The 20,345-nt window shown below is 31.4% G+C and carries 19 protein-coding genes; 5 read left to right on the top strand and 14 right to left on the bottom strand.

From position 1 onward, the window contains the following. Positions 1-21 precede the first annotated feature (21 nt). The 3 genes from ACQYZ7_RS13960 to ACQYZ7_RS13950 form a co-directional block, all read right to left on the bottom strand. Positions 22-588, bottom strand: a complete 567-nt coding sequence (locus ACQYZ7_RS13960; protein ID WP_430730336.1) for a YdeI/OmpD-associated family protein — start codon at positions 586-588, stop codon at positions 22-24. Between the two features lie 3 nt (positions 589-591). Then, positions 592-1,920 carry a M28 family peptidase gene (locus ACQYZ7_RS13955; RefSeq protein WP_430730335.1) on the bottom strand — a complete coding sequence of 443 codons (1,329 nt, stop codon included), beginning with the start codon at positions 1,918-1,920 and terminating at the stop codon, positions 592-594. Between the two features lie 104 nt (positions 1,921-2,024). Further along, positions 2,025-2,408, bottom strand: coding sequence for a DUF6249 domain-containing protein (locus ACQYZ7_RS13950; RefSeq protein ID WP_028890977.1), 384 nt, complete (start codon positions 2,406-2,408; stop codon positions 2,025-2,027). Positions 2,409-2,552: 144 nt separating this feature from the next. On the opposite strand from ACQYZ7_RS13950, the gene ACQYZ7_RS13945 reads away from it, so the two are divergent. Both ACQYZ7_RS13945 and ACQYZ7_RS13940 read left to right on the top strand, forming a co-directional pair. Then, positions 2,553-3,131 carry an RNA polymerase sigma factor gene (locus ACQYZ7_RS13945; protein WP_430730474.1) on the top strand — a complete coding sequence of 193 codons (579 nt, stop codon included), beginning with the start codon at positions 2,553-2,555 and terminating at the stop codon, positions 3,129-3,131. After that, entirely contained in the window at positions 3,118-3,528 is a 411-nt protein-coding gene (locus ACQYZ7_RS13940) for a hypothetical protein (protein WP_430730334.1), read from the top strand. Before ACQYZ7_RS13945 ends, ACQYZ7_RS13940 begins: the two co-directional genes overlap by 14 nt. 59 nt (positions 3,529-3,587) lie before the next feature. On the opposite strand, the gene ACQYZ7_RS13935 is transcribed toward ACQYZ7_RS13940, so the two are convergent. From ACQYZ7_RS13935 to htpG, 3 genes are all read right to left on the bottom strand, one after another. Continuing rightward, complete coding sequence (locus ACQYZ7_RS13935) at positions 3,588-5,402, bottom strand: DUF885 domain-containing protein (RefSeq protein ID WP_430730333.1); 1,815 nt, start codon at positions 5,400-5,402, stop codon at positions 3,588-3,590. Positions 5,403-5,459: 57 nt separating this feature from the next. Further along, positions 5,460-6,071 (bottom strand): SGNH/GDSL hydrolase family protein, encoded by a 612-nt coding sequence (locus tag ACQYZ7_RS13930; protein WP_430730332.1) that lies wholly within the window; start codon positions 6,069-6,071, stop codon positions 5,460-5,462. Between the two features lie 124 nt (positions 6,072-6,195). After that, positions 6,196-8,106, bottom strand: coding sequence for a molecular chaperone HtpG (gene htpG, locus ACQYZ7_RS13925; RefSeq protein WP_430730331.1), 1,911 nt, complete (start codon positions 8,104-8,106; stop codon positions 6,196-6,198). A gap of 163 nt (positions 8,107-8,269) precedes the next feature. Here htpG and ACQYZ7_RS13920 point away from each other — a divergent pair, with 163 nt between their 5' ends. After that, positions 8,270-9,280 (top strand): 3-oxoacyl-ACP synthase III family protein, encoded by a 1,011-nt coding sequence (locus ACQYZ7_RS13920; protein ID WP_430730330.1) that lies wholly within the window; start codon positions 8,270-8,272, stop codon positions 9,278-9,280. Positions 9,281-9,401: 121 nt separating this feature from the next. Here ACQYZ7_RS13920 and ACQYZ7_RS13915 read toward each other — a convergent pair whose 3' ends face one another. The 3 genes from ACQYZ7_RS13915 to ACQYZ7_RS13905 all read right to left on the bottom strand — a co-directional run bounded on the left by ACQYZ7_RS13915 (position 9,402) and on the right by ACQYZ7_RS13905 (position 14,661). Next, complete coding sequence (locus tag ACQYZ7_RS13915) at positions 9,402-9,554, bottom strand: hypothetical protein (RefSeq protein WP_430730329.1); 153 nt, start codon at positions 9,552-9,554, stop codon at positions 9,402-9,404. 156 nt (positions 9,555-9,710) lie between these two features. Then, positions 9,711-12,080, bottom strand: coding sequence for a TonB-dependent receptor domain-containing protein (locus tag ACQYZ7_RS13910; RefSeq protein WP_430730328.1), 2,370 nt, complete (start codon positions 12,078-12,080; stop codon positions 9,711-9,713). An 85-nt stretch (positions 12,081-12,165) separates the two neighbouring features. After that, the gene (locus tag ACQYZ7_RS13905) at positions 12,166-14,661 is read right to left on the bottom strand and encodes a TonB-dependent receptor domain-containing protein (RefSeq protein ID WP_430730327.1); all 2,496 of its coding nucleotides are present in this window, start codon (positions 14,659-14,661) and stop codon (positions 12,166-12,168) included. A 96-nt stretch (positions 14,662-14,757) separates the two neighbouring features. Between ACQYZ7_RS13905 and ACQYZ7_RS13900 the strand changes: the two genes are divergently transcribed. Beyond that, positions 14,758-15,120 (top strand): CoA-binding protein, encoded by a 363-nt coding sequence (locus ACQYZ7_RS13900; protein ID WP_430730326.1) that lies wholly within the window; start codon positions 14,758-14,760, stop codon positions 15,118-15,120. Here the strand turns inward: ACQYZ7_RS13900 and ACQYZ7_RS13895 are convergent. The 5 genes from ACQYZ7_RS13895 to pyrR are packed head-to-tail and all read right to left on the bottom strand — an operon-like array spanning position 15,117 to position 18,268. Beyond that, entirely contained in the window at positions 15,117-16,058 is a 942-nt protein-coding gene (locus ACQYZ7_RS13895) for a ribonuclease Z (RefSeq protein WP_430730325.1), read from the bottom strand. The genes ACQYZ7_RS13900 and ACQYZ7_RS13895 overlap by 4 nt on opposite strands. After that, positions 16,059-16,379 carry a T9SS type A sorting domain-containing protein gene (locus ACQYZ7_RS13890; protein WP_115900823.1) on the bottom strand — a complete coding sequence of 107 codons (321 nt, stop codon included), beginning with the start codon at positions 16,377-16,379 and terminating at the stop codon, positions 16,059-16,061. It lies immediately after the preceding gene. Between the two features lie 42 nt (positions 16,380-16,421). Further along, complete coding sequence (locus ACQYZ7_RS13885; RefSeq protein WP_430730324.1) at positions 16,422-16,754, bottom strand: hypothetical protein; 333 nt, start codon at positions 16,752-16,754, stop codon at positions 16,422-16,424. A 2-nt stretch (positions 16,755-16,756) separates the two neighbouring features. After that, positions 16,757-17,689: an aspartate carbamoyltransferase catalytic subunit gene (locus tag ACQYZ7_RS13880; RefSeq protein ID WP_430730323.1), complete on the bottom strand. Its 933-nt coding sequence runs from the start codon at positions 17,687-17,689 to the stop codon at positions 16,757-16,759. Positions 17,690-17,713: 24 nt separating this feature from the next. Next, entirely contained in the window at positions 17,714-18,268 is a 555-nt protein-coding gene (pyrR, locus tag ACQYZ7_RS13875) for a bifunctional pyr operon transcriptional regulator/uracil phosphoribosyltransferase PyrR (protein WP_430730322.1), read from the bottom strand. 147 nt (positions 18,269-18,415) lie between these two features. Here pyrR and ACQYZ7_RS13870 point away from each other — a divergent pair, with 147 nt between their 5' ends. After that, complete coding sequence (locus ACQYZ7_RS13870; protein ID WP_430730321.1) at positions 18,416-20,308, top strand: SulP family inorganic anion transporter; 1,893 nt, start codon at positions 18,416-18,418, stop codon at positions 20,306-20,308. The last annotated feature ends 37 nt before the right edge of the window (positions 20,309-20,345 follow it).

The following is a 20,345-nucleotide window of genomic DNA, read 5'->3' as shown; positions in this document are numbered from 1 at the left end:
TATATTATAAAATTTAACAGTTTATTTAGATTTTATATTGGCCTCACACAAACGAATAATTTCATTAATTCGTTTTGTTCTTGTGGTCTCTCTTTTAGCTTGGTATATCCAGTATAAGTAACTCTTGCGGTAAGATGGCGCAAAGTTTTGATAGTTATTAAAAGCGGTAGGGTTTTTATCAAACTCAATTTGTAGGTCTTTTGGAACAATCAATTTTTCTACAGGATCTAAAGCTGTCCAAGAGCCATTTTTTTTAGCAACCTTAACAGAGGTAATTCCAGAAGGATGCATTAAGTTATTAGTAATTAATTCTTCAATATATTTCTTATTTAAAGCACTCCAAACACTTTTGGGTTTTCGAGGACAAAAATATTGTCGTCTCTTTCCGTTTCCTAAACTTTTTACAGTGCTATCAATCCAGCCAAAGCATAAAGCTACTTTTACGGCTTCTTCCCATCGCATGCTAGGTATGTCAACATCAACTTTGTATAAAATTAGGTGAATTCCATTACTTTCATTATGATTATCTAATAACCAAGCTCGCCATTCAATATGCGTTTTAAAATATAGATGAGGTTTGTTATCCATTAATTAACGTATAATTTTTGAAGGGAACGAAACAATACTTTCGTATCCGTCTTTACCTACAGTACTCACTCCAAAGAAGTAATTATCTAAAACAATTCCGTCTAAAGTAAATTCGGTAGTATTTTCAACATATTTAAAGTTATCCCAAGTAGGAGAAGTAGTGTCTCTCCAATAAATTTTATATCCTTTAGCACCATCAACTTTATCCCATTGTAGTTTAGCAGAAGCTTCAACGATACCACCAATTCCTATGTTTTTAGGAGATGGAGGTGCAGCAGCAATATTGGCTAAGTTAATAGCGTTTACAGCAGTTAATTTTTTAGCATAATCAAAATTCACAAACTTTAACCGATCACCATATTCAATACCATTTTCGGTTCTAATATCTTGATGTTGTTGCGTGTAGTTTTCATGAGCTTCCATAATTCTGATACCAGCAAAACCAGCATCGTTAAAAGGTCTGTGATGTCCACCACGACCAAATCTGTCTAAGCGATAAATCATTTTCGGATTCATTTCTGGCATATAGGTTTTGGTAGTTTTGTATATGTAACGCGCTAGTTGACGTGAAGTTCCGTCTACCTCACCTCCATAAAAACGACGAGCTTTTCGCTGGCGTTCTGTTTCTGTAGGAGGGACAGGTTCAGAGAAAATTCTAAAGGTACGATTGTCAATTATGCCATCAACACCTTTTATGTTTCCAATCATATCGTTATTCATAACACCCACAATATTCCAGTCTTTTTCTTTAGCATATTTAGCCAATCCTTTTCCTCCAAATAAACCTTGTTCTTCACCTGACAAACCAACATAAATAATACTGTTTTCAAAGGTGTAGTTACTTAAAACACGAGCCGCTTCAATTGTTCCAGCCATCCCAGAGGCGTTGTCATTAGCTCCAGGAGCATCATCGGTAAAATTATTAGGATCAGAAACTCTTGAATCAATGTCACCACTCATAACAATATAATTGTTAGGATATTTTGTTCCTTTTTGAATAGCAACAACATTAACGACCCAAATATCTTTGGTGATTCTGCTATTGGTTCCTTTTTTTACAAAGTCTTTTTGGTAAAATACCTCTAAACAGTTGTTGCAATCAGAAGATATTTTATCGAATTCAGACTTAATCCAACGACGTGCCGCTCCAATTCCACGAGTATTTGAAATAGTATCGCTTAGTGTATGACGTGTTCCGAAATTTGTTAGAGTAGTAATATCAGCTTTGATTCTATCTGCTGAAACAGTATTAATAATATCGTATATTTTAGTGTCAGTTTGCGCTGATATTGTTGTAGAAATTAGAAAGAATAGTACCGTAAATTTTCTCATGTTAAGGAATTTAGCTTACTAAATTACAAAACAAAAAAGAGAATAAAATTAGCTTTATTCTCTTTTAACATATTTATTAAAGTAATTTATTATTTAAACAAACTTTATTCGTTGTCTAATTTTTTAGTTTGATTAAAACCGATTAATAATGCCCCACCTGCACAAAGAAAAATAGATGAGATAAAGAAAACTTCTGAATCAATAGCATTTGATGGTCTATCTGCCCAAGAACCACTATATCCAAATAAAGAACTTAAAATAGCACCTAATAAAACACCAACACCTATTCCCATAGCTAATAAAGCTAAGTTTAAGATAATTACCCTACCTGTTAATGTAGAACGCTTTTTTTCGCCTTGCATAAAAATTTTGGCATCTACACCTTTTTCAATTAAAGCTAAACGTTCCTTATTTCTTGTTGAATAGAATAAATAAAAGATTCCGAATATTACTGCAAACAAGAACATAAATACAATTGCTACTTCCATATTTTTGAGTTTAAAATGATTATTTTTAATGTGTTTACAGGTATGACAGCTACATCTAAAAAAAGGTTACAGAAAATTTTTATTTTTTTTTAATGAATAGTTGTAACCTTTTTTAACTAGGTACAGTCATAGTATAAAACGACTATTATTAACGACCAAATTTACATAGATAAAATCCTTAAAGGAGAAACTAATGCTTATACTTTTTTAGTAGATAGGTATAAGACAATGGTATTTACATTGGCGTTAAAGATGGTAAAGAGTAGAGAAGAAGCCGAAGAGATATCTCAAGATACTTTTATAAAGGCCTATAAAAACTTATGCAAGTTTAAAGGAGATTCAAAATTTTCTACGTGGCTTTATAAAATAGCATATAGAACTTGTTTGGATAATTTAAAAAGGAATAAAGAAAAATATTGTATAGATACAATAAATGAGATTACTATTAATAAAATAAAGTCTACTGATAGTATTTTAGAAGGTATTGAAAGAAAGGAACGAGCAGAAGTAATAAATAAATGTTTGTTAAGTTTACCAGAAGACGAACGGTCTATTTTATGGATGTTTTACTTTGAAGAGCTAAGTTTGAAAGAAATCATTGAGATTACTGACTTTACAGAAGCAAATGTAAAAGTAAAGCTACATAGAGCAAGAAAAAGTTTGTTGAGTATAGTAGAGAAAAAAGTAGAACCAGAATTGATAAATCATTATGGGAGAAGATAAACACATAGAAGAATTAGATGTTTTTACAAAAAAGTACATCAATGAAATAAGAGAGGAAACACCATCTATTGATTTTACAGCAAATATTATGGATGCTATTTTACAAGAAGAGAAGTCTTCTATTTATAAAGCTACACCATTAATATCAAAAAAAATATGGTTTGTACTTGGGGTTATATTAGCTGTTAGTATTTTGTACGTTTCCAAAGGAACTTCTTTGAGTTGGCTAAAAATACCTGAAGTAAAAATAGATTATTTATCGAATATTCAATTGCCAAATTTATTTGAAAATATCACAGTATCAAATTTAATGCTAAGTGCTTGCTTCTTTTTTACCGTAATGGTATTTGTACAAATCTATTATTTGAAAAACCATTTTACTAGAAAATTTAACTGATAAAAAAATCCGCTTTGAGTTATCAAAGCGGGTTTTTATTTTTTATTAAAGTAGTGAGATTACTTTTGAGAAGTAATCCAGTTGTTAATTTTGTTTTCTAAAAGTGCTAGAGGAATACATCCAGTTTCTAAAACTTGGTTGTGGAATTCTTTAATATCGAATTTATCTCCTAATTCCTTTTTGGCTTTTGCACGTAATTCACGGATTTTTAATTGTCCGATTTTGTACGATAATGCTTGTCCAGGATTCGCCATATAACGCTCAATTTCAGAGGTAATACTAGCTTCGCTTTCTGCTTCATTATCTAATGAATATTGAATCGCTTTTTCACGACTCCAACCTTTAGCATGTATTCCTGTATCAACGACTAAACGAATTGCTCGGTGCATTTCCATTCCTAACATTCCGAAGTATTGATAAGGGTCGGTATATAAACCTAATTCTTTTCCTAAGTTTTCGGTATACAACGCCCAACCTTCACCATAAGCACTGTACCATAAGGTTTTTCTGAAGTCTGGTAATTCTTCGTTTTCTTGCGTTAGTGAAATTTGATAGTGATGCCCAGGAATTGCCTCGTGTAAAAACAAGGCTTCATCAGAAAAGACATTGTATTTTGTAGCATCAGGAATTGGTGTATAGAAAACACCTGGGCGAGTTCCGTCTAACGAACCAGGATTGTATTCAGCACTAGCAGAAGCTTCTCTGAATTTTTCAGTTTGTTTAACCACAAATGGAGTTTTTGGTTTGTTACCAAATAACTTTTCTAATTGAGGCTTCATTTTCTCGTGAATTGAATTAAAGTTATCGATGATTTGTTGCGGTTCGGTATAAGGCATTAACTCTTTGTTATTACGAACAAAATCAAAAAAATCTTTTAAACTTCCTTCGAAACCAACTTGTTTTTTTACTTCTTCCATTTCTGTTAAAATTCGAGCAACTTCTTTTAGTCCTAACTTGTGAATTTCATCAGCAGTCATGTTTGTAGTCGTGTAGTTTTTGATAGCATGTTGATAATATGCTTTTCCGTTAGGAATATCAGAAATACCACTACTTTCTCTACCAGCAGCTAAATAATCATTTTTTAAAAACTCATGCATTGCTTTGAATGACGGGATTAATTTATCATTTAGCATATTGGTATAAGCTTCTGTTAATCTAGTTTTATCAGCATCAGAAAAATCAGTAGGAAATTTGTTTATTGGAGAGTAAAATAAGTGTTCTGAAAAATCGGTGATTCCTTCAGGAGATGTTTTTACAATTGTTAAACCTCCAAATTGTGGAATTACTTTTTTAATTAATGATTTAGGTAATACATAGCCTTCCTTGATTCCTTGTTGCATACGTTTTTTAGCTGACTGTAACCAAGTATTGTATTTGTCTAATCTACTTAACCAATTGTCGTAATCTTCAACTGTTTTAAAGGGTTGTGCACTACTACCACTAGCTAATTGTCCTATGGTAAGGTTAATTGTCCACATTTGATTAATAGGTATGAGTAAATCGTTTTTATAGCTAGCTTGTGCTAATGCCATATCGCAATCCCAAGCCAACACAGCTTTACTCATTTGTTGACTTTCGGTTAAGTCAGCGTCTTTAAAGTTGTTAAGTTTTTCTTTATAATTTTTGAAAAATTCATTACTTTTTGCTTGATGTTCATCAGACAACGTATTAGGAAATTGATCGTTGAAACGATTATCACCGGCAAAAGTAGCGCTGATTGGATTTAATTGCAGTTTACCTTCGTTGTAATCTTTTAATAACTGATTGAATTCAGTATTTTCTGGAGTAGGAGTGCTTATTACTTCCTTTTTTTCTTGCTTACAAGAAACTAGGAAAGTAGCTGTGGCTACTACAGTTAAGAGGATTTTTTTCATGGTTTTGTTTTTGAATGTGAACAAATATACCAAAAAGAAAAAGAGAGGATTAGATTGTTAATCGTGATTTGGTAAAATAGATTCTTTAATTATATTAAATATTTTTTCATGTCCCTCTGCGTTAGGGTGAACACCATCGTAGGTAAGTAAATTCTCTTTAGTAATTTCAAATTTGCTATATATATCAATAAGATTGATGTTTTGTTTTTGTGCTATTGATAACAACACATCGTTGTATCTTGAAATGTCTTTTAGAGACCTTTTTTTAGTATTATTATCATCTTCTATGACTGGAAGTATATTGATTAAATAAACAGTTGTCTTTTGTTTTAAGGCATAGTCAATACAGAAATTAAGATTAGAGCTGAATTTTTCTAAGGAAACAGTGTTGTTGCCATTTAACAAAGCAATGTCGTTAGCTCCATAAGCTAGAGTAACAATATTATTTTCATCTTTTAAAAGCCTTGTGTTGAATTCGTTTGTAAACCTTTTTATTAAACCTTCTGTTGTTTCTCCTCCAATTCCCATGTTAAAAACACAAATCTCATCTTTTTTGTTTTTTAGAAAAAGCTTCATGCAGTAAGCTTTCAAACGATCTGTCCAACCTCCTTTTTCACTATCGTTTTCACCTCTGGTAATACTATCTCCAAAACAAATAATATGCGTCATAGTTTTAAATAGATATTAGTTTTTAAGTGAAACGAAGCTAATGTTTTTTGTGTAGATAATTGAAAAACAAAAAACCTCTCTGTATAAACAAAGAGGTTTTTAATTTATCTATGACGATTCGTCATTATTTAATTAATTCGTAAGAACGTTTGATAAAGTTAGTTAACTCTTCACCGTGTAATAGGTTTTGAGATAATTTGGCTAAATCGAAAGCTTGAGAAACTAATTGTTTTTGCTTGTCTTCATCAGCAGTTAATATTTCTGATACCAACTCGTGATTGGTATTTACTACCAAGTTGTACATTTCTGGCATGTTACCCATTCCCATCATTCCACCACCAGTAGCGCTCATTTCTTTCATACGACGCATAAATTCTGGTACAGTGATTAAGAAAGGAGAAGCACTAGAATCCATAGCTTCTAATTGTACTGTGTAGCTAGAGTTGTTTACAGCGCCTTCGATAACTGGTTTTAATTTCTCTTTTTCTTCGTCAGAAAGTTTAGAAATTACCGTGTCATCTTTCTTAATTAAATTATCAACATGGTCAGCATCTACACGCTTAAACTGTACTTTTGCATCACCAGATTCAGTTTCTAATTTTTGCATTAAATGCGGAACAATAGGAGAATCTAACAACAATACTTCATATCCTTTTGCCTTAGCATCTTCAATATAACTATGTTGCGCATCTTTGTTTGCTGCGTATAAAATAACGTGATTTCCGTCTTTATCTGTTTGAGCATCTTTAGTTTTCTCAACTAACTCATCAAACGTAAAGAATTTGTTATCAACAGTTGGGTATAAGGCAAACTTCTTAGCTTTACTGAAGAATTTTTCTTCTGATAACATTCCGTATTCGATAATAACTTTGATGTCGTTCCACTTTTGTTCAAAGTCTTCACGATTGTTTTTGAATAAAGAAGAAAGTTTATCAGCTACTTTTTTAGTAATGTATCCAGAAATCTTTTTAACAGCCCCATCTGCTTGTAAATATGAACGAGAAACGTTTAGTGGAATATCTGGTGAGTCAATTACACCTTTTAGCATTTGTAAGAAATCAGGAACAATTCCTTCTACATTATCGGTAACAAATACTTGATTTTGGTATAATTGAATCTTATCTTTTTGCATATCCAAGTTCTGCGTTAACTTAGGAAAGTATAAAATTCCTGTTAAGTTGAATGGATAATCTACATTTAAGTGAATGTGGAATAAAGACTCCTCAAATTGCATTGGATACAATTCACGGTAGAAGTTTTTGTAATCTTCATCTTCCAAATCTGCTGGCTTTTTAGTCCATGCAGGTTCTGTATTATTGATGATGTCATCTACTTCAATTTGCTTGTGAGGTTCCGTTACTTCTTTACCATCTTCCTCTTTTGTAGTTTGAGGAATGAAGTCAGGATCGTTTATTTTCTTGGTTCCAAACTTAATTGGTACTTGGTTAAAACGATTGTACTTAGTTAGTAATCCACGAATTTTACCTTCTTCTAAAAACTCTGTAGAATCTTCAGCAATGTGTAATACAATTTCTGTACCTCTGTCAGCTTTGTCATGTTCAACTAAAGTATATTCAGGAGAACCATCACAAATCCAGTGAGCAGCAGGCTCATCTTTGAATGATTTGGTGAAAATTTCTACTTTATCAGCAACCATAAATGCAGAATAGAAACCTAATCCGAAATGACCAATAACACCTGTCTCGTTTTTATCGTCTTTGTACTTTTCTAAGAATTCTTCAGCACCAGAAAAGGCAATTTGGTTGATGTATTTTTCAACCTCACTCATTGTCATACCAATACCTTGGTCTTTGATAGTTAAGGTTTTTGCATCCTTATTAATGCTTATTTCAATTTTAGCATCACCTAATTCTGTTTTTGCTTCACCAATAGAAATGAGGTGTTTTAATTTGGTAGTAGCATCTGTTCCGTTAGAAATTAACTCACGTAAAAAGATTTCGTGATCAGAATACAAGAATTTTTTAATCAGAGGAAATATATTTTCAACCGATACATTAATGTTTCCTTTACTCATAAGTATATATTTTTAATTGATATTATTTTCTGTTGAATGAATAGTCAAAAAAAATACCAAATATAGATTTATGACAAGATGGCACTTTTTGTGCACATTGCATAAAATTCATACTTTTACAGGCTTTTAATTTGCAAACAACCAAAAAATAAACATAAAAAATATGTATAGTTCAAAAATCACAGGATTAGGTTATTATGTTCCTGAGAACGTAGTGACTAACGACGATCTGACTCAGTGGATGGATACCAATGATGAGTGGATTCAAGAAAGAACGGGTATCAAGGAACGTCGTTGGATTGACCCAAAAACTTCTGATGATTCTACGTCGGTAATGGGGGCAAAGGCAGCTAAAATAGCCATTGAGCGTGCAGGTTTAACCAAAGATGATATTGATTTCATTGTTTTTGCTACCTTGAGTCCTGAGTTATATTTCCCAGGCGGAGGTGTTCAAGTTCAAGACTTACTTGATATGCCAACAATTGGTGCGTTAGATGTGCGTAATCAATGTTCTGGATTTATTTATGCAATGTCTGTGGCAGACCAGTTTATTAAAACGGGCATGTACAAAAATATTTTAGTTATTGGTTCAGAAAATCACTCAGGAGGTTTAGAGCGTTCTACACGCGGTCGTGGGGTAACTGTAATTTTTGGAGATGGAGCAGGAGCTGCGGTTTTATCACGTAGTGAGGAAGAAGGAAAAGGAATTTTATCATCACATTTACATTCAGAAGGGAAGTATGCTAAAGAATTAGTATTAGAGGGACCTTCTACGGGACGTTGGGTACCAGAGATAATGGAAGCAAACGATCCAGAGGATACTTCGTATTATCCACATATGAATGGTCAATTTGTGTTTAAACATGCAGTAGTTCGTTTTTCGGAAGCTATTATAGAAGGTTTAGAAGCAAATGGATTACAAAAAGAAGATATTGATATGTTAATTCCACATCAGGCGAATTTACGTATAGCACAATTTATTCAGAAGAAATTCCAATTGTCTGATGACAAGGTGTACAATAATATTATGAAGTATGGTAATACTACGGCAGCTTCGGTTATTATTGCATTGACAGAAGCTTGGGAAAAAGGAAAAATAAATGATGGAGATTTAGTAGTTTTAGCTGCTTTTGGTAGTGGATTTACCTGGGGGTCAGTAGTGATTCGTTGGTAGTTTTATTATATATATAACAAAAACCCCGAAGTTTTATGACTTCGGGGTTAGATATTTTTATTAAAAAATAGTTTTTGATTTTATAAGAGCTATTTTTTGGTATTTAATTAATGATTAATCCTTATTGAATTCTATCAAAATCATTGTCATCTTTGCATTCACAAACAACAAGTCTTGGTTTTTTGCAACAAATATCATCGGTGTATGCTCCTCTAACCTGTTTTTTTTCATTAATACTTAGTTGTCTCCCTAAAGTTGTTACTTTTTTTTTCATCATTTTTTAATTTTATTTAATGACCAAAATAGTAATTTTGTTTACTAAAACCAAATGTTATGTTAATAATAGAATATTTATGAGGTAGATTCAATATTTGTTAGAAGTACCAATGCTAAGTGTTTTAGGTATATAATTAATGTTCTAGATGTTTTATTAAAACATACCTCCTTGAGATTCATTATCGTCTCTATACTTTCTACTTTTACTCTTATTTTTTCCACTTCCAAAATTATAAGCAAAACCTAGGTAAACTGAGTTGTATTCTAAGATGTATTTTCCTTTTTGCATAAATGGATTATTTGATGTGTAATCAAAGTTTACATTATTAAAAATATCAGAACTTCTCAAGGTAATACTTCCTTTACCGTTTAATATCTTTAATCTAGCTGCAGCATTAATCATTGTATATGGTTGTACTGTGTATTGAATGTTTTCACTTTTACCTCTAAAAATACCTGATAATTGGAAACTCAGTTTTTTTGAAGCTTTAAAAGAGTTACTTATACGTCCTTTTACTAAGGTGTTTTTTACCGTTTCAAAGTTACCGTTTAAAACACCTTGAGAGTCTTGAATGTAAGTTTCGAAAGAAGGATTTAACGTCCACCATTTGGTTGGTTTGAGACTTGCAGATAACTCAAGTCCATAACTATCAGCATAATCGTAATTGGTAAATGAAGTAATGATTCTGTCTGGGTTTTGTTCATCTTGTTGTAATAATCGACCAATTTTATCATTAGTTCTTCGATAAAATGTGCCAAATGATATATAACCTTTAGTGATTGTTTTAGTATAATTAAGTTCTAGAGAGTTTGTAAATTGCGGCTGTAAGTCAAGGTTTCCTCTTGATATAATTAGAGGTGAAAACCATTCTTGAATAGGGGTTGTTTGATAAGCAGAGGGTCTGTCAATTCTTCTACTGTAAGCAAATTGTAACTTGTCTTTTTCAGTAAAGCTGTATAGAATTGATGCTGAAGGATACCAACTAAAAATATTATTTTTTAAAGTAGTGTTTCCTTGTTCAGTATTTGAAAAAAGAGCATCTAAATTAAATTGTTCTAATCTTATACCTGCTTGAATTGAAATTTTTTTGAACTCCTTGTTAAAATTTAGATATCCTGAATAAATACCTTTGTCATAATTTAACGTTGTATTTCCTACGAGTTCAAGAGAAGCCGAATCATTTATGTGTTCTCTATCAGTAAGTATTAAATTGTAAAAATCTTGCTTTCTGAATTCAACTCCAAATTCTAGTTTTCCAGATTTTATAGGTTTTACATAATCAATATTTAATAACCATAACTTTCGTGTATCTTTAATGTTGTTTGTATAATTATATTCTTTTGAATTTGGATTAACTAATTCTTCATTAATAGTTTTCTCAGGGTTTTTTGTGATAGAGTGATTAAATTCAACTTCTAAGCTTTGACCATTATCATCAAAACTATAAAGATAATCAATGTTATAAGTTTTGTCCTTTTGGTCATAATCAGAAAAACTTTTGTTATTAAAAACTAGTGAGTTGTTTTCATGGACAAGAGTATTGGTAGCTAAACTATTTTTATCAAAATTTAGAGAAGTATACATAGATAATATACTTTTAGGAGTAACATCTATGTCTACACCAAATTTAATATTGTGATTCTTTGAGTTACTCAAAAAGTCAATATCTTGGGTTAAGTTGATGTCGGTTCTTTTTAAATCGTTAAAGGTTTCATAATCGCCCCAACCAGTATTGTAGTTTAAATAAAAATTGGTGATCCCCGTTTTATAGTTTGTATTTAGGGAAAGTTCAGGCCTTAAGTTTCTACTTTGTTTAGCACCAACAGATAAATTTCCGTTAAAACCAATTTTAGTATTTTTTTTAAGGATTAAGTTGATAATACCACTCATACCTTCTGGAGTAAATTTGACTGATGGATTTGTAATAACCTCAACACTTTTTACTGAGTTAGAGGGTATCTGTTTTAACAATTGAGAAGTGTTTACATTAGACGGTTTTCCGTTTACCAAGATTCTAACATTTTCGTTACCTCGTAAACTTACGGTTCCCGAAAGTTGATTAATGTCTATAGAAGGAATATTTTCAAGCATTTCTAATGAAGTAGCTCCAGCAGCAGTTAAGTCATTACCTACATTAATAACTTTTCTATCAATTTTTTGAATAATAGTTGAAGTTTCTCCTTGTATTTCAACTTCATCTAATTGAGTAGTATTTTCTTCAAGAAAAATTGTTCCTATTTTACTATTCTTTTTTAAGTCAATTTTCTTTTCAAAAGTTTTGTACCCAATAAATTGAAAAGTTAAGAGCAAACTCTCTTTAGGAAGTTTTTCAATTTTAAAATTACCTTTTTCATCAGAAATGCTACCTGTTAGTATTTGGTTAGAAGTATTTTTACAAGTAATTGTGACAAAAGGTAGTGGTTGATTATTTTTTTTATCTAAAACGATTCCGGTAAGCCGTAAATTTTGTGCTTGACAAAAATAAGTACCTAGAAATAAAATTAATATTAGCAATCTTTTCATATATTGAAGGGAATGAAATTGCGCTAAAATAAAAAAACGAAGTTAAATACTTCGTTTTTTTCAAATAATTAATTAAAAACTTATTTTATAAGAAACCTCCGCCTCCTTGTTTTTCATTATTATCACGTTGTTTGCGAGAGCGGGCTTTGTTTTTTCCTCCACCAAACCTATAGTTAAATCCAATATAAGCAGTTCTACTTTCCCATTTAAAACGTCCGTTTTGAACAAAAGGTCTTTCAGAGTTAAATTTAAATCTCATAGTATTGAAAATATCATTTACTCTAAAATTAATGTTTCCTTTACCTTTAAGAATACTATAGTTAGCACCAAGGTTAACCATTTTCATAGGTTCAACATCCCATTGAATATCTTTTCTAGGACCTCTATACATTGCAAATAACTGTAAGCGTAACTTCTTATTAACTGTAAAACTATTGCTTATACGAGCGTTAAATACTTCGTTTTTAACTTCTAATCTTGGAGCATTAGGATTGTTTAAATCTGTAGTTCCAAACTGTTTTTGAGAGTAGAAATCTATACTAGCATTTGCTCTCCACCATTTTGCTACTTTATAGTTTGCAGAGAACTCTAAACCATAAGCATCTGTATCATCAAAATTCTTAAAAGATAATAATTGCTTAGTATTACTTGCATCATCAGGGTCTATAGAAGTAACTCTGTTAATTGCATCTCCAATGTTTCTATAAAAACTACCAAAAGTAACTGATCCTCCTTTAATTTTTCTTGTGTAGTTAAATTCTAATGAATTCGTAAACTGAGGAACTAAGTTAGGGTTACCAACAGAAGTAATTAACGGTGTACTCCACTCTCTAATAGGGTTTACTTGTTGAATACTTGGTCTATCTACTCTTTTACTATAGCTTAATTGAAATTGATCTTTGTCGTTTGCATTGAAAGTTAAGAAACTCGATGGGTAAACAGTAAAGATTTCATCTGTTACATTTTGAGTTGCTTCACCAATTCTATTAAATTTACCTTCAATTTCATATTGTTCTAAACGAGCACCTAATTGCATTGTTAATTTTCCAAACTTATGACTATAGTTTGCATAACCTGAGTATATATTTCTATCATATGAAAAACTTGAATTTGGAATTTTTTCAGTTTGATCTACACGAGGACCATGAATATCATAAACAATTTCATTGTTTGTATCTCTTTCGTAAGAAAGAATTCTGTGTTGATCGGTTAAGTTTGTATTGTCAGTTGTGTTAACTCTATATTCAAAACCTAATTCTAGTTTTCCGTTTTTAGAAACAGGATTAGTATAGTCAAGATTAAGAAGCGTATTTTTTCTATCATTATTTATGTCGTTAAAATAATTTAATAACTTATATCTATTATCAGAAGCACTTAATGCTATATCTTGGTTTGTTAAGAAGTTAGGCGAGTCATTTTTAGAAAAGTTGGCTTCAAATTCGATATTGTGTCCTTCTTTGTCAAAGTCATGTTTATAGTTTACGTTATAAGCTTGGTTGTGACTTTCTGAAGCTTGCATGTTTGGAGCATTACTACTAATACTTCCATTGTTGTTAGTAACAATAGCCTTACCAGAAGCATCGCTGTCAAACCAGTTTTGAGTAGTATAAAGAGATAAGGTGTTTTTATCATCTAAATAAATATCAGCTCCAATTTTAAATAAATGAGATTCGTTATCATTTGTGAAAATGAAGTCTTGATTGTTAACTCCTGGTCTATTTACATAACCAAAGTTGTAACGATCTCCACCATTAAATCCGTAGTTACCAAAAAAGTTAACTTTTCCTGTTTTATAGTTCATATTTGTTGAAGCGTTATAACGAACATAATGCCCAGCTTCAACACCAGTATTTATAGAGCCATTAAAGCCCATGTTGGCATTTTTATTAAGTATTATGTTAATAATACCACTCATTCCTTCAGGGTTGTATTTAGCAGAAGGATTGGTAATTAACTCAACACTTTTAATTGATGTAGAAGGAATTTGTTTTAATAATTCAGAAGCAGGAATATTGGTAGGTTTCCCATCAATTAATACACGTACGTTTTCGTTACCACGTAAACTAATATTACCAGATTGGCTATCAACACTTACTGATTGTACGTTGTTTAATAACTCAGAAGCAGTAGCACCTGCAGATGTTAAATCTTTACCAACATTAATTACTTTTCTGTCTACTTTTTGAGTTACAGAAGAAGTCTCTGCACGAATTTCTACTTCATCTAAAGTGGTGCTATCTTCCTCTAGAGAAATTGTTCCTAAATTAACTTTACTTGATTTACGACTTACAGAAACTGGCTTTGAAAAAGTTTTATATCCTATAAACTGGACTTCTACAGTGCTATTTCCTTCAGGAATATTTTTTATAGAAAATAATCCGTTGTCATCAGTAATTCCACCAGTAATAATTTTTTTGGCAGCATCTTTGATTATAATATTTACGTAGGGAAGAGGTTGCTTGGTTGTTTGGTCGACTACCTTACCAGTAATAACACCTGGTTTAGGGAGGCTGCTTTTAGGCATTTGTGCATATATACTTGTAGTAAATACAGCTAAAAGTATTAGTAATATGTTTTTCATTTTTGTTGTTTTTGAATTGTTTTGATGCTTAATAGACTCCTTATTACCTAACTTTGTTACTTAGTTTAAGAGAGTTTAACGTATTATTAACAGAAAATGAAAAACCGTACTTTGGTGCTAGGGACTTCTTTAAAACCTTTCAGATACTCTAATATTGTCATTAAAAGATTAAGAGATAGTGGTATAGATACTGTAGCAATTGGTTTGCAAAAGGGAAGTGTAGCAGACGTTACTATTAAAACAGAAAATGTTTTTTTTGAAGATATTGATACCGTAACCTTATATTTAAATCCGGAGCGTCAGAAATTATATTATGATTATATAATCGGTTTGCAACCTCGTAGGGTAATCTTTAATCCAGGGACTGAAAATGTAGAGTTTATAAAGTTGTTAAAAGAAAATGGTATTGAGAGTGAAATAGCTTGTACTTTGGTGCTTCTATCAACAAAACAGTATTAATTTAAAATTTCAACAGGAAAAGAATTAGTGCTATATCGTTTTCCCGCTTCAGCTAATTCAGTGTTCTTGAAAACTGTTTGAGCTTCTACTTTAAAATCGTTAATGTTCTTATATCTGCTAGAGTAATGTCCAATAATTAACTTATTAGCATTTGCTTGATTAGCAATATAAGCTGCTTGTTCTGCTGTAGAGTGTTTTGTTTTATCACACAAATCTTCTCTATCTTTTAAAAATGTAGCTTCATGGTATAGCAAGTCTACATCTTTAATTATAGGAACAATATCTGGTTTGTAAGCGGTATCACTACAAAAAGCAAAACTTAAAGGTTTAGGCGGGTCAATAGTTAACTCTTCATTCGAAACTACTTCTCCTGTAGATAGTGTAAAGTCTTTACCAGCTTTAATATTATGAAAGTCACAAGTTTCTATTTCATTATATTGCTGAATGTTTTCAATGTGTAGTTTTCTAAGCTTTGGTTTTTCTGTAAATAAAAAACCATTGGTGTATATTCTATGATTTAATGGAATCGTTTTTACAGAAACCTTATCATCTTCAAAAATAAGCTCACTTTTTTTAGATTCTAATTCGTGAAAAATAATAGGATATTTAGTCCACGATTTAGAAACCTTTAGCTGAACTGTTGTTGCTTCTTTGATTCCTTTAGGACCATAAATATGGAGCTCTTTTTCTCTGTTTAAAATTCCAAAAGTAGCAATGAGTCCAACTAAACCAAAAAAGTGATCACCATGTAAATGAGAAATAAAAATATGGTTGATTTTAGAAAAACCAACCTTATATTTTCGCATTTGACGTTGTGTACCTTCACCGCAATCAATTAAAAAATGACGATTGTTAATTTCTAAATATTGGGCGGTAGGGTAGGCATTAACTCTTGGGGTAGCAGAATGACAACCTAAAACAGTTAAGTGTAAACTCATTTATTTAATTACAAAGCGTTTTGAAATTATTTCTTTATTACTTTGTATTGCATAAATGTACATTCCAGATTTTAAGTCGTTACGTTGAAACGGAAAAGAGTTACGTCCCTTAACCACTTTAAGCTCTTTATTATAAACAGTTTTACCCAATACATTTCTAACAGTTAAAATAACTGTTTGATTATGTTTAGCATTAAAGTAAATAGTGGTGTTGTTCGTAAATGGGTTAGGGGATGCTATTAACTTATCGATTGATTTTTCTTGAGAAAAACCAACTGAAATAGCTAAGAAAAAAGTTATAAAAAGTATTTTTTTTATCATAAATTATCTTTTAGGGGGTGGATAATTATTAAAAATATAAGGTTAAAAACCTAAATCACGTTGAATATTCTCCATTTCAATAACATCTTCTGCTTCTACTAAAGTAGGAACAATGTTAAATGTTTCAGGAAAATCATCAATATTAACATCTTTAGACACAACTACAAAAGATGTGCCATTGTCCTGATGTTCATGAGCGTAATTCAAAAATAATAAAATATTTTTGTTAGAGGCATTAAATTCTTCTGAAATTACAATAATCAGGTTTTTTCCTGTAAGGTTTACATACTCATTCTCAAAGTTTTCTATAAAATTAGAAAACGTTTTTTCGTCAGAAGTAATTAAAGTGTAATCAGTTTTATCTGTTATGTTCATGATTATCTTTTTATTTGTTGTGCTAACAAATAAATAACAGCCATACGAACAGCAACTCCATTTTCTACTTGGTTTAGAATAATTGATTGATCACTGTCGGCAACATCACTTGTTAGTTCTACACCTCTATTAATAGGTCCTGGGTGCATAATGACAATTTTTTTACCTAGATTATCTAATATTTCTTTATTAATACCAAAAAGTTGTGTGTATTCTCTAGTTGATGGAAAATATTTAATATCCATACGTTCGTGTTGTACACGTAATACATTAGCAACATCACACCACTCTAGGGCTTTTTTAAGATTGGTTTCTACTTCAACACCTAAACTAGAAATATATCTAGGAATTAATGTAGTAGGTCCACAAACTTTTACCTCAGCTCCTTGTAATTGTAGTGCAAAAATATTTGATAAAGCTACACGAGAGTGTAATACATCACCAACAATTACAATTTTCTTTCCTTTTAAATTGCTGTTTAAAGCCTCTCGCATAGAGAAACTATCTAATAATGCTTGAGTAGGATGTTCGTGTGTACCATCACCAGCATTAATAATTTTAGCATCTACATGGTTTGATAAGAAAATTCCAGCTCCTACATTCGAATGACGCATCACAACAATATCAACTTTCATAGATAAAATATTGTTTACAGTATCAATTAAGGTCTCTCCTTTTTTTACAGAAGATTGTCCTGCAGAAAAATTGATAACATCTGCTGATAAACGCTTTTCAGCTAATTCAAAAGAAAGTTTTGTACGTGTGCTATTTTCAAAAAATAAATTAGCAATGGTAATATCACGTAACGAAGGAACCTTTTTTATAGGTCGGTTAATGACTTCTTTAAAATGAGAAGCAGTTTCAAAAATAAGCTCAAGGTCATTTTTGTTAAGGTATTTGATTCCTAATAAATGTTCAACGCTTAACTGCTTCATCTTAGTTTGTTTTTTTAATCATAACTAATCAAGCTTTGAGGGCTTGGGTTCAAGGTAAATTGTGTCTTCTTTATGAGTTTCTTGCCAGTTAACAACTACTTTTTCTTCATTAATGGCGTCTACTTGTCTTCCTCGGTAATTAGGTTGAATTGGTAAATGACGGCTAAAACGACGATCAATTAATACCAATAACTCAATACTATCAGGTCTTCCATACGATTGTAATGCTGTTAAAGCACTTCGAACGCTTCTTCCTGAAAATAATACATCATCAATAATTACCACCTTCTTTCCTTCAATTAAAAAGTCAATTTGTGTAGAAGTGGCTTCTAAGGGTTCTTCTCTTCTGCGAAAATCATCACGATAAAAAGTAATATCTAGCAAACCTAACTCTAAGTCTTTAATATGATACTCGTCTCTTAATAACTCAGCTAGTCGATTAGCTAAATAAGAACCTCTAGGTTGTAATCCTATTAAAACGGTGTTAGAAAAATCGTTGTGATTCTCGATTAACTGACACGCTAATCGATGCAGAATGATTTCAATTTCTTTCGAAGTAAGTAGTGTTTTTCTGCTCATTTGTTGCTACCAAATTGGTTTGATAGTTCAACGTTCAAAATTAAGGCAAAAATTAACGCTGACAAAATTAAACTTAATGAAACCTAAAACTAGGTCTATAAAATTATCTTTACATTTGCGCACTTTTACAAAAGACTCTTAGAAATTATGATGAAATACATTAAAAGTAAGAAGATTAACATAAAAGACGATTCGTTAGCAGGTATAACAGTATCGCTAGCAATGATACCGGAAGTGGTAGCTTTTGCTTTTGTGGCTCAAATTAGTCCTATTGTAGCGTTATTTGGAGCTTTTGTGGTAGGAATTGTTTCAGCAGTTTTTGGAGGTAGACCTGGGTTAATTTCTGGTGCAGCAGGTGCTGTGGCTGTAATTTTTGTAAATATGATACAAGAAGGGCATGCAAAGGGATTACTGTTTGATACACCTGTAGAAAACATGGGGTACTTTTATTTATTAGCAGCTGTAGTATTAATGGGAGTTATTCAAATACTAGCAGGAGTTTTTAAGTTAGGGAAATTAGTTAGGTTAATTCCGCACCCAGTTATGATGGGATTTGTAAATGGTTTAGCCGTAGTTATTTTTATTGCACAGTTAGGAATGTTCAAAGAGAATAAGAAAGATGTTTTTGGACAAAATATGCGTAAAACTGAATCGAAAGAATTGGTGTATAAAATTGCTGATAACGAAGTGCAAGATTTAGTTTCAAATGCTGCGTTGTTTTCAATCAAAGGAAGTTCGATTATCAATAATGAAACAAATCAAGAAGTTTTTGTAAAGTCAGACACGCAAGTTTTTGATGCAAAAACAAAAAAGGTAGTTTATAATATAGAAAATGACGGATTTTATTCAGTAAAAGATAGTGGAGTCGTAAAATCTACCTTACAAGGAACAAAGTTATATACTATGATTGGGTTAGTGTTGTTAACAATGCTAATTATATGGTTATTACCTAAATTAACAACTAAAATACCAGCCGCGTTAACAGCTATATTAATAGTAACATTTATATCTATTTTTGGTGGATTAGAGTCTATTAATGTAGGAGATTTCATTAGAGATGGTGGAGGTGCTGGTTTAAATGGATTTGATGAGATTTCTAAAAAAATGAACTTAGCAGAGCTTTGGAGTAATTTACCATTCAACTTAGATACGTTAAAATTTATCGCTCCGTATGCCTTCTTAGCAGCTTCAGTAGGATTGATTGAAACATTAATGACAATGAATTTAGTAGATGAGTTAACTGACTCTAGAGGTGATGGAAATAAAGAATGTGTAGCACAAGGAGCTGGAAATATGTTAAGTGGATTGTTTGGAGGAACAGGTGGTTGTGGTATGATTGGTCAAACTGTAATTAATATTAATGCAGGTGGTAGAGGACGTTTATCAGGAGTAATGATGGCAGTTACCTTATTAGTTTTTATTCTTTTTGCTGATAAGTATATTGAGCAAGTACCTATTGCTGCTTTAGTAGGAGTAATGTTTATGATGGTGATTGATACATTTGCATGGTCTAGTTTTAGAATTATGAACAAAATACCAAAATCAGATGCGATTGTATTAATTATAGTATCTGCTGTAACTGTAATTTTCGATTTAGCAATTGCTGTATTTGTAGGGGTAATTATTTCAGCATTAGTTTTTGCATGGGAGAATGCGAAGAAAATTAGAGCAAGGAAACGTTTTAAACGAGATGGAACTAAGGTTTACGAAATTTGGGGACCTTTATTCTTCGGAAGTATTACAGCTTTTAACGAAAAGTTTGATATTAAGAATGATCCAGAGAATGTTGAGATTGATTTTGTAGAATCTCGTATTTCAGACCATTCAGCTATTGAAGCTATTTTTATATTAGTTGAAAAGTATCAAAAAGTAGGGAAAAAGGTAACGCTAAAACACTTAAGTGAAGATTGTAAAGTGTTGCTTTATAAAGCAAGTCCAATTTTTGCAGATGTTATAGAAGAAGCGGTAGATGATCCTCGTTATCATTTGGCTGCAAACCCAGAAGATTTTCCGAAACCATTATCAGAATATAGTTTTTAAATCGTAGGGCGATATAGTTAAAGATTTAATTAGATAC

The organism is Tenacibaculum sp. SDUM215027 (genome assembly GCF_050566205.1).
Classification (GTDB): domain Bacteria; phylum Bacteroidota; class Bacteroidia; order Flavobacteriales; family Flavobacteriaceae; genus Polaribacter.
This window is presented reverse-complemented; position numbering and strand designations above follow the sequence as displayed.